Genomic DNA, 14,997 nt, shown 5'->3' with positions numbered 1-14,997 from the left:
CTGATTTCTATGACACTTGCAAGTTATTATTATATATTTTTTGATTTTTTATGATGGCAAAAATTCTATGAATGATCTTATTTCTTACAGCATTTAAGACGCTCATTTTGTTTTTGCCTTCATTTACCTTTCGATGGTAATATTGTTTTAAATCAGAAGGCAATTGGATCGCCCTCATGGCTGCTAAATGCAGTATTTTCTTAATGCCTTTATCTGCATAGATAGAAACCGATGCCCTACCAAAAACAGAAGTTCCTGAACTTTTTGAAAATGGCGCCACTCCAGCATAACAGGCAAATTTACGAGGATTTGTGATCGATTTAAATGCATTTGTTTTAATCAACATATTCCACGATAAAATAGGACCTACTCCAGGAATAGCACGTATTAAATGGTATTGGTGCTTCAATACACTATTGTGCTCAATAACCTCAATTATTGATTTGTCGGTTTGTTTTATTTTTTCAGTTAGTAATTGAATAAGTTCAGCTCCGTGCTCTTCCAGTTGCGGCAAGTCAAGATCTGCAATCAGTAGGTTTTCTTTGTTTTTTGCTTTGAGTTGGGCTCTTTGCTTAATTAACAGGTTCCTATGGGATATAAGTGCTTTCAGCTTTTCTATTCCCGGTTCTGGTTTTTGATGTGGTTCGAGTTCTGTGTGGTTTTTTTCCAGGAATTTAGCAATACGGAAGGCATCTATAATATCATCTTTTCCTCTGGTGAGTCCAATACTTTTGTGTAAATGCAAAGGATTTACTTCGTAAAAAACGATATTTAAAGAGGTTAAGACTTCAATAATCTTACGGCCATATCGCCCCGTATTCTCAATACAGACTTTTAAACTTTGTGGCTTTGAGCCACTAAAAAAAACTTTTATAGCTTTTTTGTTGTTATCAATACGTTTGGCCAGTTTCTTCTCACCTTTTATAGAACAAATATCCAATGTGTTTTTACTGATATCAATACCTACAAAAGTCAATGAATTTTTCATAATTTTGGTTTTAGTTATGAATGGATTAAATTAAATAGGACTCAATTCCTTAATAATGGGCTTTTAATCCCGAATTTCTATTTGAGTTACTATTTAGGGAAAGAGTAGGTACTGAATCAGCATATAGCTCTTTTAACTGGAACTTGTTATAGTTAGCCTACTCTTTTTTAATCCTTAATTTACACAAATTTTACTCTTGCAAGTCTAAAGGAACTTGTTTCAGGATATAACTTGAGGGAATTAATACAAGTTAGAAGCTGAAATAAATTCAGCTTGACGCCGATAAAACTTTTCAAACAGCTTTATATATTTAATGAAGTGCCACTTATTACAACAAGCCTCAAAACTTATATCCTACTTTCTCTTATCAGTCTTTTCCTTTTGAGCCCCATCCATAAATTCCCGTTCTTCACGGGAATTGGCCTTCCCTGAATTTTTAGAAGAACTCCTGTCTTTTTCTTTCTTTAAAGTCTTCCCTGAATCCTTTTCTTTTTGTTTAAGATCACGAAACTCTCGTTGCTCTCTATCTTTATCTTCCTGTTTTAAGGACTTCCAGTTTTCTTCCAGCTTTCGTATATCTTCTTTTTTTGCCTTCATAACACATTATTTATTATTCAACAATAAAAGGTACAAAGGCAAGTGCGTCCAGCTTAAATGAAAACAACTTTTAACAGGATTTTATACTCTTAGTCGAGCTCCTTTAATATTGAAGCATCAATATCCTGGTGAGAAGCGTGATGAACAACCTTCTCATTCCGCAAAACAATAAACTGCGGGCTCTCGTGGTGTACGCTTAATTCATTAGCAACAGCGTTAGAAATCTCACGATCCTTAATTAGGTCTAAAAAATATAATTTCACCTCTTCATTTTCCTCATACTCCCTTTCAAATGTTCTAAGCACCATTTTACTAATACCACAGCGTGTAGAATGTTTAAATATCCCCACAAGCTTATCTTTAGATTCCTCCATGGCTATCGTTATTTGATCTTTATCGGTTAATTTGGTCCAGGGAAAGCTCGTCACCTTACCGGTCTCCCCGCCTTCACTTTTAAATAATTTATCTAATAATCCCATAGTTAATTTTCTTTCGTATAAAATTAATTCTTAATAAATTTAATCCGCTCTTCATTTCAAAATTATTTTCAGAATTTTAACCTAAGTGTCAATTTGGCGTTAATTTTAAAATAAAATCAGTCATTTTGTCTTAATATTTTAATGGTATATCAATTGCTTTACTCATTCAAAAAACAACGACTATGAATTTCAATAATTTTACCATAAAATCACAGGAAGCCATCCAGCAGGCTCAGCAGCTTGCGCAAGAGATGGGGCATCAACAAATTGAAAATGAGCATATTTTTAAAGCAATAAGTATTGTAGACGAAAATGTAGCTCCATTTTTATTGAAAAAGCTAAATATTAATGTCAACCTATTTAACGATATTCTGGATAAAACCTTACAGAGTTTTCCAAAAGTTAGTGGGGGCGATATAGTGCTTTCTCGGGAAGCGGGAAAAGCCGTGAATGAAGCATCTACTATTGCAAAAAAAATGAAAGATGAATATGTTTCTATAGAACATCTTATTTTGGCCATTTTTAAATCTTCAAGCAAAGTAGCGCAAATTTTAAAAGACCAGGGAGCGACTGAGAAATCTTTAAAAGCAGCCATTGAAGAATTGCGTAAGGGCGACAGGGTGACTTCACAAAGCGCCGAAGACACCTACAATTCTTTAGATAAATATGCCAATAACCTAAACCAAATGGCAGAAGAGGGAAAACTTGACCCCGTTATTGGCCGGGACGAAGAAATTAGAAGAATCTTGCAAATCCTTTCCCGAAGAACCAAAAACAACCCAATGTTAGTTGGAGAACCGGGAACAGGTAAAACAGCCATTGCCGAAGGTTTAGCACATAGAATTATTGCCGGGGATGTTCCCGATAACTTAAAAGACAAAGTGATTTACAACCTGGATATGGGAGCGCTTATTGCCGGTGCAAAATATAAAGGTGAATTTGAAGAACGACTTAAAGCCGTAATTAAGGAAGTTACCTCCAGCGATGGCAATATTGTACTTTTTATAGACGAAATACATACCCTGGTAGGCGCCGGCGGTGGGCAGGGAGCCATGGATGCGGCCAACATTTTAAAACCTGCTTTGGCAAGAGGAGAATTAAGAGCCATTGGTGCCACTACCTTAGATGAATATCAAAAGTATTTTGAAAAAGATAAAGCTCTGGAAAGAAGGTTTCAAAAGGTTACTGTAGACGAACCCGATACCGAAAGTGCCATTTCTATTTTACGAGGTATTAAAGAAAAATATGAAACACATCATAAGGTTAGAATTAAAGATGAGGCCATTATCGCTGCTGTAGAGCTATCGAAACGCTATATCACCAACCGATTTCTGCCCGATAAAGCCATAGATTTAATGGACGAAGCTGCATCAAAATTACGGATGGAAATCAATTCTAAACCAGAAGAATTAGACGTTTTAGATAGGCGAATTATGCAACTGGAAATTGAAATTGAGGCCATTAAACGTGAAAAAGATGAAGCTAAATTAAAAATACTTCGGGCTGAATTAGCTAATTTAAAAGAAGATAGAAACGAATTAAACGCGCGTTGGCAAAACGAAAAAGGTGTGGTAGACAATATTCAGAATTTAAAATCTGAAATTGAAAACTATAAACTGGAAGCAGAACGTGCCGAGCGTGAAGGTGATTATGGAAAAGTAGCTGAAATTCGTTACGGTAAAATAAAAGAAGCCCAGGAAAAACTGGAAAAACTTCAGGAAACCGTAGCCGAAAATCAAAATGAAAAATCCCTAATCCAGGAAGAAGTAACCAACGAAGATATTGCCGAAGTGGTAGCTAAATGGACCGGTATCCCGGTAACCAAAATGTTACAAACCGACCGTGAAAAATTACTAAAACTGGAAGACGAATTGCATAAGCGGGTGGTTGGACAAAACGAAGCTATAATCGCTGTAAGTGATGCGGTTAGAAGAAGCCGGGCCGGTTTACAAGATCAAAAAAGGCCTATTGGTTCTTTCCTATTCCTGGGAACAACAGGCGTGGGAAAAACCGAATTGGCAAAAGCCCTGGCCGAATATTTATTTGATGACGAATCGGCAATGACCCGTATTGATATGAGCGAATATCAGGAAAGGCATTCTGTGAGCAGGTTGGTGGGAGCGCCTCCGGGATATGTTGGTTATGATGAGGGAGGCCAGCTTACCGAAGCTGTTCGAAGAAAACCCTACTCTGTAGTGCTTTTAGATGAAATTGAAAAAGCCCATCCTGATACCTTTAATATTTTACTGCAGGTACTGGATGAAGGAAGGTTAACCGATAACAAAGGACGCCTGGCAGATTTTAAAAACACCATTATTATTATGACTTCCAATATGGGAAGCCATATTATCCAGGAGAAATACGAAAATATAAAAGACCTGGATACCGCTATGGAGGCTGCAAAAACTGAAGTATTGAGCTTGCTGAAACAAAATGTAAGACCCGAGTTTATTAATAGGATAGACGATATTATTATGTTTAGCCCGTTAACCCAACAGGATATCAAGAAAATTGTTTCCTTGCAGCTTAAAGGTGTTAAGAAAATGCTTGAAAAACAGCATATTATTTTGGATGCTACAGAAGAAGCCATTAGTTTTCTGGCCAGTCGGGGCTTTGATCCCCAGTTTGGTGCCAGACCTGTAAAAAGGGTTGTTCAGCGGGAAGTTTTAAATAAATTATCTAAAGAAATTCTCGCCGGAACTATTAAAACCGATAGTATTATTCTTTTAGATGAATTTAACGATGAGTTGGTATTTAGAAATGAAACCAATCCAGTAGAGACAACGTAAACTACCTCGGGGAAAGCCCAAGAGGTAGTTGTTGGAAACAAATTTTTAATTTCGAGGCAAGCCTTGAGGCATTACGACCTTTGGCGATGCCACTAAACCTTAAATTATTGAGCAAAAAAAGGCCGGGAAAATTTTCCCGGCCTTTTCCTTTTTCATAGATGCAAATTACATCTTATCAATTTCTTCTTTCAATTCTTCTTTGGTCTTACCGGTTTTTTCCTGTAAACGACCTAACATCTCATCAAACTTTCCTTCGGTATAAGTGGTATCATCATCGGTCACCTGGCCATATTTTTGTTTAAATTGACCTCTTACTTGTTTCCACTTTCCTTCTAATTGATCCTCATTCATAATAATTGGTTTTAGGTGTTAATTATAAAACTAAGTTACAATACGATGTTTGGGTAAACTCTCAAGAAACTCCCATAGTTCTCTTAAGGATTTGTTATTTTTGGAGCCAAAAATCTTTTGATGAAAAAATTCATTTTATTAATACTTTCTCTTGGTATTTTTAGCTGCGGCTCCACAAAAAAACTAGACAATTCTTCTATAAAACTCAGCTATTTAGACGATTTTGTACTACCCCAAAACCTTGAGGTTAATGGAAGCCTGGTAGGCGGACTTTCGGGTATAGATTACCACCAGGGCGACTATTACCTGGTCTGTGACCAGCCTTCTAATCCAAGAATCTACAAGGCAAAAATCCCATTTACAAACAGGTCTATAGACACTGTTATTATCACAGAAGCTATTTATTTAAATAAAGAGGAAGCATTTTATAAAGAGCACACTCCAGATTTAGAAGGCATTCGTTTTGACGCCGAAAGTAAATCGCTTATACTTTCTTCTGAAGGTTCCATTCAAAATGCCAAAGATCCTTCTGTTTTTAATATTTCTACCGAAGGCAATTTTATTTCGACCTACGAAATCCCTGAGTATTTTAAAGCTTTTGGAGAACAAAAACCAAGAAATAATGGTGTTTTTGAAGGTATTGCCAGAAGCTCTGATAAAACCGGATATTGGGTTGCCATGGAACTTCCATTGGAAAAAGATGGGCCAAAGCCGAAAATTTACCCAACCAATTCTCCTGTTAGAATCACGAAATTCAACAAACAATCTATGTTGCCGGTTAGCCAGTTCGCCTATAAATTAGACCGAATTTCAAAACTTCCCATTAATTGGTTTGCGGTAAATGGTGTCACTGAAATTCTTGAATATGCAGAAGATAAATTTCTGGTTCTGGAACGCGCTTATTCGGCCGGCTACGGCTCAAATGGAAATACCGTTAGAATCTATGATGTAGATGCCTCAAAAGCGAGCAATACCCTGGAAATTGAAAACCTAAAAAAAGCTGACTATCAGGAAGCTGAAAAAAGATTGATTTTCGATTTTAAATCGATCAAAAACTTTTTAAATCAGGAGATTATAGATAATATTGAAGGAATGAGCTTTGGGCCTGAATTGCCTAACGGAAAAAAATCTTTAATCCTGGTTTCAGACGATAATTTTAGTAGTTTTAGTAAGCAAATTACTCAATTTATTCTTTTAGAACTGGAAATCGATTAAGTTATGAAACCTTACTTTTTAATACTAAGCCTGCTATTTTTTAGTTCCTGTAATTTTGAAGACGAAGAGACTTCAGAAATTATGGACAATACCGTTGATCCTTCAGAAAAGATCACTACCTATTATTTTATTAGGCATGCTGAAAAGGATACTACCAATGCTGCAAATAAAGACCCCGAACTAACTGAAGCAGGTATAAAACGTACTAAAAATTGGGTAAATACTTTTAAAGATATAGATTTCGACCTCATTTATAGTTCAGATTATAAGCGTACTTTAAATACGGCCAAACCAATTGCAGAAAGTAAAAACATAGACGTCAAATTCTATGATACGCAAAAGTTAAACGACCGGGATTTTCAGGAACAAACAAAAAACAAAACGGTATTAGTGGTAGGCCACAGCAATCTTAACCCGGAATGGGTAAATTATATTTTAGGAAAGAAAAAATACCAACAATTGGACGAAAGCGTTTATGGCAGCCTTTTTATAGTCCCTATTCATCCAAACGGTGAGCGCACTGTACAAGTTTTATATATTGATTAAAATAGAAAAGACTTCTATATTTTATTTATTAGCAACACCAGATTCATAAAAAAGACCGGAAAATAATTCCGGTCTTTTTTATGAATTGAAATATTTTACTTTGATTGTATAAATTAGCCAATTTGATAATTCCTATGCTGCAATTATCCTTTTAAAATATTTATTGCCTTGGCATTTACAAATTCTTTAAGTCCGAAACCACCGTGTTCACGACCATAACCGGAATCTTTCACCCCTCCAAAAGGCATATTTGGCTGTGCCAGCCCAAAAGAATTGATAAACACCATCCCGGTATCAAAATGCTTTTTGGCCAGCTCTACAGCCTTTTCTTCATCTTCAGAAAAGATTCCGCCTCCAAGTCCAAATCGGCTATCGTTTGCTATTCGCATGGCATCTTCATCATTTTTTGCTTTAATTAAAGAGGCCACCGGGCCAAAAAGCTCATCGTCATAAGCCGGCTGTCCGGGTTTAACATTGGCCAATACGGTAACAGGGTAATAGTAGCCCTCTCCTTCTGGTATATTTCCACCACATAGAACCGCAGCGTCTTTTTTTACACTATCTTCTACCTGTTCATGAAGTTCTTCCCGCAAATCTTCTCTAGCCATAGGCCCTAAATCACTATCTTCATTAGTTGGATCTCCCACTTTAAGGCTTTTCATTTTTTCAACAAAAGCTTCTTTGAATTCATCGTATAGCTTTTCAACTACTATAAAACGTTTTGCAGCAACACAGGTTTCTCCATTATTATACACACGCCCTTTTACGCAGTAGTCTACCGCTTTATCTAAATTGGCATCTTCTAGAACCATATATGCATCGTTTGACCCTAATTCAAGAACGCTTTTCTTTAAGGCTGCACCTGCTTTTTCACCTATTATTTTTCCGGCATCAGGACTTCCGGTTAGAGTAACGCCACGAACAAGCTTATGTTTAATAATAGCATCAGACTGCTCATGGTCTATCAAAATAGTTTTAAAAAGGTTTTTTGGCAAACCAGCTTCATTAAGTATTTTTTCAATTAATAAACCAGTACCGGTAACACTTTCTGCATGTTTTAACAGAACTCCGTTTCCGGCCATAAGATTGGCAATAGCATAACGAATAACCTGGTAGGTTGGGAAGTTCCATGGCTGAATTCCATAAATAACGCCTAATGGAGAATAAGTAACTGTACCACGACCCCCATCTGGTAATTCGCGTTCTTCATCTTTAAGATTATCCGGCCCATTTGCTGCCGTCCATTCACATATACCTATACAAAGATCTATCTCTTGCTCCCCTTGCTTTAGAAGCTTTCCCATTTCAGAGGTCATTAAATTCACCAATTGGTTTTTGTATTCGGCTAACTTTTCTCCAATGGCTTTTATTATTTCAGCTCTTTGTTTTGGAGATTTCAATTTCCATTTCAAAAACGCCTGGTGGCATTGCTCTACGGCATCTTTTGCTTCCTGATCGGTAAAATAATTGTAAGTTTCTAATTCCTGCCCGGTAGCAGGATTCACAGTTTTCAATACTTTCTCTTCCATAACTCTTCAATTTTTAAAAATTAAAGTTAGAAAGAGCAAAAACTAAATAGATGTAATGTGCCGTTAAAGATTTTAAAACAGCAAGTTAATTAATAAGAATTAACATCTAACACCTTATACTGCCCTATTATTCTAAAAGTTCTACCTCTATATTTCTAGTTTCAATTTTAGATAGCAACTCCAATTGCCTGCTCTCATAAAGATCATCTAAGGTATCTAAAGGGGTGCTTAGATTGTCCATTTTATAGTTTTCATAATCTACAAAACGTATTCCTTCTATAGTTCGTGGGTTATAGGCCTTTCTAAAACGCAATCCACCTTTATTGACTTCAAAACTATAGGCAAGGTAATCTACGTGATAATTTTTGGTGTCTACCCAATACATGTACACATCTTCATGGTCTTCTCCTCCGCCCTCTTCATCAAAAGTCACTTTAATCTCGTAATACTCTTTATTATCTATACTGTCTTTTCCCATCAACTCTTTGTTCACCGCAGCATCATTTAAACCGAAAGGTAGTTGCACAAAATAGTGAACCGAATTCACCGAATTTGCATAGATAGTTTTCATGGAGTCGGGAAGTTTTACTACGGTATCTTTATAGTACCTTGTAAAACCATTGTTATTTACCACATCTCTATACTGGGCTCCGGTAGAATCAGACATTATTCGTTCCAATTCATAGTCTCCACCCTCGCGTTTACTTCGGTAGCTTCCCTTTCTAAAATCGAAACTAATTTCAGCATTTTTATAACGCTCCCCACCGGCTTTTACAATTGCTTTATCTATAATTTGCTGCGCACTCTCCTGTTCTGTTTCACAAGCATAAATCAATGAGATCACGATAAATCCTAATATGTACTTTTTCATTTCTTTATTATAAATATTTGAAACCAGCAAAGATAATTAAAACCTATATATTGGCAGAAAATGCTAAGCAAGATCATAAAGAAAGCCGCATATTCTTTATAATTAACCCAACATCATAGTCTTGTGATTAAACTTTATAAGATATTTTGTTACGAATTTGATAAACATAGAGGTATTTTCTATAATGCTTCCTATTTTTGTTGATTATGAAGAAGAATAACAATACCATAAATATAAAAAACCGAAAAGCAAGATTTGAATATGAAATTCTGGATAAATACGTGGCCGGGATTAAATTGGCAGGTACAGAAATAAAAGCTATAAGGCAGGGAAAAGCCTCTATTGCCGAGAGTTTTTGTGAATTTCAGGATCACGAATTATATGTGATAAATATGCATGTTGAAGAATACTCTCACGCCACTCATTTTAATCATAACCCAAAAAGCGAACGTAAACTATTATTACAACGTCGCGAATTAAGGAAACTGGAAAAAGAGGTGAGAAACTCGGGACTTACCATTATTCCTTTACGTGTTTTTATTAACGACCGTGGACTTGCGAAAATGCAAATTGCGCTGGCAAAGGGTAAAAAGCTTTACGACAAACGGGAAACTATAAAAGATAGAGAAAGTAAACGTAAACTAGACAGAATTAAGAAAGAATACAACTAGCTCCCGGATGAGGCCGGCAAAACAAATTTTACCACTCATTGTTTTTTCCCAGTTTTGCTGTACCTCACTTTGGTTTGCCGGGAATGCAGTAATGCCTGAGCTTTACCTCAACTTTAATTTAAACAAAGAAGCGCTTGGACACCTAACCCCTGCGGTACAATTTGGTTTTATTACGGGCACACTCATTTTCGCTTTTCTAAGCCTGGCCGACAGGTTTTCTCCCTCAAAACTGTTTTTTATCTCTGCAGTTTTTGGCGCAATCTTTAATCTGGGAATAATTCTGGACAACAATAATTTAAACAGCTTGCTTTTATTGCGTTTTTTCACCGGATTTTCCCTTGCGGGAATTTATCCTGTTGGAATGAAAATCGCTGCCGATTACTATGATAAAGGCCTGGGGAAATCTCTAGGGTATCTGGTAGGTGCACTGGTTTTGGGAACTGCTTTTCCCCATTTTTTAAAGACTTTTACCGGCACCGAAGAACTACCCTGGCGTTTGGTGATTATTGCAACTTCCTTGTTCGCCTTGCTGGGTGGACTTTTAATTTTGCTTTTTGTTCCCAATGGACCTTTTCGAAAAGCAAAAGGCAAATTTAAATTTAATGCTATTTTTAAGGCTTTTAACAATAAGCCTTTGCGCAGTGCAGCCTTTGGCTATTTTGGCCACATGTGGGAACTCTATACTTTTTGGGCTTTTGTTCCTGTTATCCTAACTGCCTACAAACTTTCATTTCCAACAAGCGATTTTAACATTTCCCTCTGGTCTTTTGTTATTATAGGAATTGGCGGGGTTTCATGTGTTTTAGGAGGCTATATTTCTAAACATTTAGGAGTAAAGAAAACCGCCTCCATAGCTTTACTATTATCAGGTGTCTGTTGCTTACTTTTTCCATTAATTTTTCTGGAGACATCAGCAACAATACTCCTTATATTTTTATGCTTTTGGGGCATCACTGTGGTTGCAGATTCACCTTTATTTTCAACTTTAGTAGCCAATAACGCAGTGGCAGAAAATAAAGGCACGGCTCTCACCATTGTTAATTCCATAGGCTTTGCCATTACCATAGTAAGTCTGCAATTAATTAACTATTTACATCAAGTTGCACCTGTTTACAGCCTTAGCTTTCTTAGCCTGGGCCCTGCATTTGGCTTATGGAGAATTATGAAGAAAAGTAAATAAAAAAGCAATTATTTTACTTAGTTTTCTATTTTTAAAATCAATTCATCCTCATGCATCATAAAATCCTAATTATTCTCCTTATTTTCTCATCATTAAATTTAACTGCCCAAATTACAGGAAAAGTTACCGATACCGAAAATAAGGTACTTCCTTATGTAAATATTTATACCGAAAATGGAAAATTTGGAACTACATCCAATGAGAATGGGATTTACGAATTGAAAATAGAGAGTCCCGGAGACTATAACCTGGTTTTTCAGTTTTTAGGTTATCAAACACAGAAAAAGACTATTTCTATTGAAGAGTTCCCCTATCAGCTAAATGTAAGTCTAAAGCCTGAAACCACCACTTTGGATGAGATAAATATTTCTTCAGATAAAAATCTAGCAAATGCATTTATTAAAAAAGCAATAGAATTTAGGAAGCAAAATGCTAAAAAACTGGAGGCCTATACCGCTAGTTTCTATTCCCGGGGTCTTTGGCGAATTGAAAATGCCCCGGAAAAAATACTCGGGCAGGAAGTTGGCGATCTTGGTGGGGGACTGGATTCTACCCGAAGCGGAATCGTATATTTAAGCGAAACTATTTCTAAAATTTCTTATAAACGTCCAGATGATTTTAATGAAAAAATTATTGCCTCTAAAGTAAGTGGTGATGATAATGGTTTCAGTTTAAACTCGGCCCAGGAGTCTTACTTTTCATTTTATGAAAACACGATTGAGATTAACAGTGAAATGGTTTCACCTATCGCAGAATATGCTTTTAACTACTATAATTATAAGTTAGTTGGAACTTTTTATGATGAAAACGGGAATCTTATCAATAAAATAAAAGTAAGCCCGAAACGAGAGAAAGATCGCGTATTCTCAGGGTATATCTATATTGTAGAAGATCTATGGCAAATTTTTGGAATAGAACTACAAACTACCGGTGAGGCCGTACAAATGCCGCCAATTGAAACACTGGATTTTAAACAGAATTATCGGTTTTCGCAAGAAAATGGTTTTTATATTCAAATTTCCCAAACTGTAGATTTTAAATTTGCAATGTTTGGTATTTCGGGAGATGGCCGGTTTACCGCGGTTTACAGCAACTACAATTTTAAACCTGACTTCAATAAAAATAGTTTTGGCAATGAAATCATGTCTTTTGCAGAAGCAGCCAATAAAAAGGATTCAACCTATTGGCAAAAACTGCGTCCGGTACCGCTAACCGATGAAGAAATAAACGATTATGTAAAAAAAGATAGTATTCAAAGCCTTCGAAATTCAAAGCCTTATAAAGATTCAATAGATGCAGTGCGGAATAAATTTAACTTAAGCGCTCCGGTGTTTGGTTATTCCTGGCAAGATTCTTTTAAAGAACGATATTTAAATATAAGCTCCCCTCTAATGGGCACCCATTTTAATACCGTGCAGGGGTGGAATACCTCCAGCATAATTTCTTATAGACAGAATGACGTTAAAAATGAAAACTCCGGTAAATTCTGGCGTTTATTTACCAGTTTCAATTATGGGTTTAGCGATGAACGCTTTAGAATTAAAGGAGGTTTTCAAAAACAATTTAATAATTACAACAGGCCGGTTTTAAAAATCTCAGGCGGAATTGAAACCGCACAAATTAACGATAGAACTCCAATTTCGGAACGATTAAACGATATTACCAGTATATTTTTTGAACGTAATTACCTTAAACTTTATGAACGCTCTTTCACTAAAATAGCCTATCAGCAGGAAGTTATTAACGGCATTTACTTTTTTGGCGATATTGGTTATGAAAAGAGAAAACCACTATTTAATAAAACCGACCAGGTAATTATTGATAATGATGGGGTTGAATACACTTCCAACAATCCCTTACAACCTGAAAATTTTGGGACTTCAGCCTTTAGAGAACATGATTTATTTAAGCTTAAGCTTAGTACCAGAATTAGGTTTGGTCAAAAATATATGAGCTACCCAAGTGGTAAATTCAATGTTTCAAATGAGAAGTACCCAACACTTTATCTGGGTTACGAAAAAGCCTTTGGAGCAAGCCTGGCAACCTATAATTTCGACCATTTTAATGCTTCGGTTACTCAACAACTTAACCTGGGGAATAAAGGTGAACTAGCTTATAATTTAAAGGCTGGTGCATTCCTGAATGCTCAAGATATGGCCTTTTTAGATTACAGGCATTTTATAGGAAATCAAACCAGGGTTTATAATGGCTTTACTAATGTTTCCAGGTTTAACCTTCTCCCTTATTATTCATTAAGCACAAATAAAACTTACGCCGAAGTTCACGCCGAACATGATTTTAAAGGCTGGGTTTTAGGGAAAATCCCATTTATAAATCGGCTAAATTACAACCTTGTAATTGGTGCCGATGCACTCTATACTGAAGACAGCAAACCTTACTCTGAATATTCGGTTGGAATTGATAATCTTGGTTTTGGAAAATACAGGCTTTTAAGATTAGACTACGTGATTTCGAATAAAGATGGCCAGCGGGAAGCTGCGTTTGTTTTTGGACTTAAGTTTTTAGGAATTTTCGATTAAAATCTCGGCAAAATAATATAATGTTAGATCCTGAAACAAGTTCCTTTAGACTTGCAAGAGTAAAATTTGTGTAAATTAAGGATTAAAAAAGAGTAGGCTAACTATAACAAGTTCCAGTTAAAAGAGCTATATGCTGATTCAGTACCTACTCTTTCCCTAAATAGTAACTCAAATAGAAATTCGGGATTAAAAGCCCATTATTAAGGAATTGAGTCCTATTTAATTTAATCCATTCATAACTAAAACCAAAATTATGAAAAATTCATTGACTTTTGTAGGTATTGATATCAGTAAAAACACATTGGATATTTGTTCTATAAAAGGTGAGAAGAAACTGGCCAAACGTATTGATAACAACAAAAAAGCTATAAAAGTTTTTTTTAGTGGCTCAAAGCCACAAAGTTTAAAAGTCTGTATTGAGAATACGGGGCGATATGGCCGTAAGATTATTGAAGTCTTAACCTCTTTAAATATCGTTTTTTACGAAGTAAATCCTTTGCATTTACACAAAAGTATTGGACTCACCAGAGGAAAAGATGATATTATAGATGCCTTCCGTATTGCTAAATTCCTGGAAAAAAACCACACAGAACTCGAACCACATCAAAAACCAGAACCGGGAATAGAAAAGCTGAAAGCACTTATATCCCATAGGAACCTGTTAATTAAGCAAAGAGCCCAACTCAAAGCAAAAAACAAAGAAAACCTACTGATTGCAGATCTTGACTTGCCGCAACTGGAAGAGCACGGAGCTGAACTTATTCAATTACTAACTGAAAAAATAAAACAAACCGACAAATCAATAATTGAGGTTATTGAGCACAATAGTGTATTGAAGCACCAATACCATTTAATACGTGCTATTCCTGGAGTAGGTCCTATTTTATCGTGGAATATGTTGATTAAAACAAATGCATTTAAATCGATCACAAATCCTCGTAAATTTGCCTGTTATGCTGGAGTGGCGCCATTTTCAAAAAGTTCAGGAACTTCTGTTTTTGGTAGGGCATCGGTTTCTATCTATGCAGATAAAGGCATTAAGAAAATACTGCATTTAGCAGCCATGAGGGCGATCCAATTGCCTTCTGATTTAAAACAATATTACCATCGAAAGGTAAATGAAGGCAAAAACAAAATGAGCGTCTTAAATGCTGTAAGAAATAAGATCATTCATAGAATTTTTGCCATCATAAAAAATCAAAAAATATATAATAATAACTTGCAAGTGTCATAGAAATCAG

The 14,997-nt window shown here is 35.8% G+C and carries 13 protein-coding genes; 7 read left to right on the top strand and 6 right to left on the bottom strand.

The genetic code is table 11. From position 1 onward, the window contains the following. Window positions 1-7: 7 nt before the first annotated feature. The 3 genes from I6U49_RS16250 to ytxJ form a co-directional block, all read right to left on the bottom strand. Complete coding sequence (locus I6U49_RS16250; protein WP_198627550.1) at window positions 8-988, bottom strand: IS110 family RNA-guided transposase; 981 nt, start codon at window positions 986-988, stop codon at window positions 8-10. 354 nt (window positions 989-1,342) lie between these two features. Beyond that, on the bottom strand, window positions 1,343-1,585 hold the full coding sequence (locus I6U49_RS16245; protein ID WP_198629626.1) for a hypothetical protein: 243 nt from the start codon (window positions 1,583-1,585) through the stop codon (window positions 1,343-1,345). Window positions 1,586-1,674: 89 nt separating this feature from the next. After that, window positions 1,675-2,064 (bottom strand): bacillithiol system redox-active protein YtxJ, encoded by a 390-nt coding sequence (gene ytxJ, locus I6U49_RS16240; RefSeq protein WP_198629625.1) that lies wholly within the window; start codon window positions 2,062-2,064, stop codon window positions 1,675-1,677. 182 nt (window positions 2,065-2,246) lie between these two features. On the opposite strand from ytxJ, the gene clpB reads away from it, so the two are divergent. Continuing rightward, window positions 2,247-4,853, top strand: coding sequence for an ATP-dependent chaperone ClpB (clpB, locus tag I6U49_RS16235; RefSeq protein ID WP_198629624.1), 2,607 nt, complete (start codon window positions 2,247-2,249; stop codon window positions 4,851-4,853). 165 nt (window positions 4,854-5,018) lie between these two features. On the opposite strand, the gene I6U49_RS16230 is transcribed toward clpB, so the two are convergent. Next, window positions 5,019-5,204 carry a CsbD family protein gene (locus I6U49_RS16230; RefSeq protein ID WP_198629623.1) on the bottom strand — a complete coding sequence of 62 codons (186 nt, stop codon included), beginning with the start codon at window positions 5,202-5,204 and terminating at the stop codon, window positions 5,019-5,021. Window positions 5,205-5,324: 120 nt separating this feature from the next. Here I6U49_RS16230 and I6U49_RS16225 point away from each other — a divergent pair, with 120 nt between their 5' ends. Both I6U49_RS16225 and I6U49_RS16220 read left to right on the top strand, forming a co-directional pair. After that, the gene (locus I6U49_RS16225) at window positions 5,325-6,419 is read left to right on the top strand and encodes an esterase-like activity of phytase family protein (RefSeq protein ID WP_198629622.1); all 1,095 of its coding nucleotides are present in this window, start codon (window positions 5,325-5,327) and stop codon (window positions 6,417-6,419) included. 3 nt (window positions 6,420-6,422) lie between these two features. Further along, window positions 6,423-6,965, top strand: a complete 543-nt coding sequence (locus tag I6U49_RS16220) for a phosphoglycerate mutase family protein (RefSeq protein WP_198629621.1) — start codon at window positions 6,423-6,425, stop codon at window positions 6,963-6,965. A gap of 143 nt (window positions 6,966-7,108) precedes the next feature. Here the strand turns inward: I6U49_RS16220 and I6U49_RS16215 are convergent, their stop codons facing one another. Both I6U49_RS16215 and I6U49_RS16210 read right to left on the bottom strand, forming a co-directional pair. Continuing rightward, complete coding sequence (locus tag I6U49_RS16215) at window positions 7,109-8,494, bottom strand: NAD-dependent succinate-semialdehyde dehydrogenase (RefSeq protein WP_198629620.1); 1,386 nt, start codon at window positions 8,492-8,494, stop codon at window positions 7,109-7,111. Window positions 8,495-8,621: 127 nt separating this feature from the next. After that, a complete protein-coding gene (locus I6U49_RS16210; RefSeq protein WP_198629619.1) occupies window positions 8,622-9,365 on the bottom strand; it encodes a DUF6503 family protein in 744 nt (247 codons plus the stop codon). 206 nt (window positions 9,366-9,571) lie between these two features. Between I6U49_RS16210 and smpB the strand changes: the two genes are divergently transcribed. The 4 genes from smpB to I6U49_RS16190 all read left to right on the top strand — a co-directional run bounded on the left by smpB (window position 9,572) and on the right by I6U49_RS16190 (window position 14,990). Next, window positions 9,572-10,036, top strand: coding sequence for an SsrA-binding protein SmpB (smpB, locus tag I6U49_RS16205; protein ID WP_198629618.1), 465 nt, complete (start codon window positions 9,572-9,574; stop codon window positions 10,034-10,036). Window positions 10,037-10,043: 7 nt separating this feature from the next. Then, entirely contained in the window at window positions 10,044-11,216 is a 1,173-nt protein-coding gene (locus I6U49_RS16200) for an MFS transporter (protein ID WP_198629617.1), read from the top strand. 50 nt (window positions 11,217-11,266) lie between these two features. Continuing rightward, entirely contained in the window at window positions 11,267-13,756 is a 2,490-nt protein-coding gene (locus tag I6U49_RS16195; protein WP_198629616.1) for a DUF5686 and carboxypeptidase regulatory-like domain-containing protein, read from the top strand. Between the two features lie 253 nt (window positions 13,757-14,009). Beyond that, the gene (locus I6U49_RS16190; protein WP_198627550.1) at window positions 14,010-14,990 is read left to right on the top strand and encodes an IS110 family RNA-guided transposase; all 981 of its coding nucleotides are present in this window, start codon (window positions 14,010-14,012) and stop codon (window positions 14,988-14,990) included. Window positions 14,991-14,997 lie beyond the last annotated feature (7 nt).

This window comes from Salegentibacter maritimus (genome assembly GCF_016236915.1).
In the GTDB taxonomy this organism is placed as follows: Bacteria; Bacteroidota; Bacteroidia; order Flavobacteriales; family Flavobacteriaceae; genus Salegentibacter; species Salegentibacter maritimus.
The sequence above is the reverse complement of the archived record's forward strand: the minus strand, read 5'-3'. Positions and strand labels throughout refer to the sequence as shown.

Coding starts and splice junctions, on each gene's coding strand:
- I6U49_RS16250 (WP_198627550.1), bottom strand. CDS start 988: ATGAAAAATTCATTGACTTTTGTAGGTATTGATATCAGTAAAAACACA.
- I6U49_RS16245 (WP_198629626.1), bottom strand. CDS start 1,585: ATGAAGGCAAAAAAAGAAGATATACGAAAGCTGGAAGAAAACTGGAAG.
- ytxJ (WP_198629625.1), bottom strand. CDS start 2,064: ATGGGATTATTAGATAAATTATTTAAAAGTGAAGGCGGGGAGACCGGT.
- clpB (WP_198629624.1), top strand. CDS start 2,247: ATGAATTTCAATAATTTTACCATAAAATCACAGGAAGCCATCCAGCAG.
- I6U49_RS16230 (WP_198629623.1), bottom strand. CDS start 5,204: ATGAATGAGGATCAATTAGAAGGAAAGTGGAAACAAGTAAGAGGTCAA.
- I6U49_RS16225 (WP_198629622.1), top strand. CDS start 5,325: ATGAAAAAATTCATTTTATTAATACTTTCTCTTGGTATTTTTAGCTGC.
- I6U49_RS16220 (WP_198629621.1), top strand. CDS start 6,423: ATGAAACCTTACTTTTTAATACTAAGCCTGCTATTTTTTAGTTCCTGT.
- I6U49_RS16215 (WP_198629620.1), bottom strand. CDS start 8,494: ATGGAAGAGAAAGTATTGAAAACTGTGAATCCTGCTACCGGGCAGGAA.
- I6U49_RS16210 (WP_198629619.1), bottom strand. CDS start 9,365: ATGAAAAAGTACATATTAGGATTTATCGTGATCTCATTGATTTATGCT.
- smpB (WP_198629618.1), top strand. CDS start 9,572: ATGAAGAAGAATAACAATACCATAAATATAAAAAACCGAAAAGCAAGA.
- I6U49_RS16200 (WP_198629617.1), top strand. CDS start 10,044: ATGAGGCCGGCAAAACAAATTTTACCACTCATTGTTTTTTCCCAGTTT.
- I6U49_RS16195 (WP_198629616.1), top strand. CDS start 11,267: ATGCATCATAAAATCCTAATTATTCTCCTTATTTTCTCATCATTAAAT.
- I6U49_RS16190 (WP_198627550.1), top strand. CDS start 14,010: ATGAAAAATTCATTGACTTTTGTAGGTATTGATATCAGTAAAAACACA.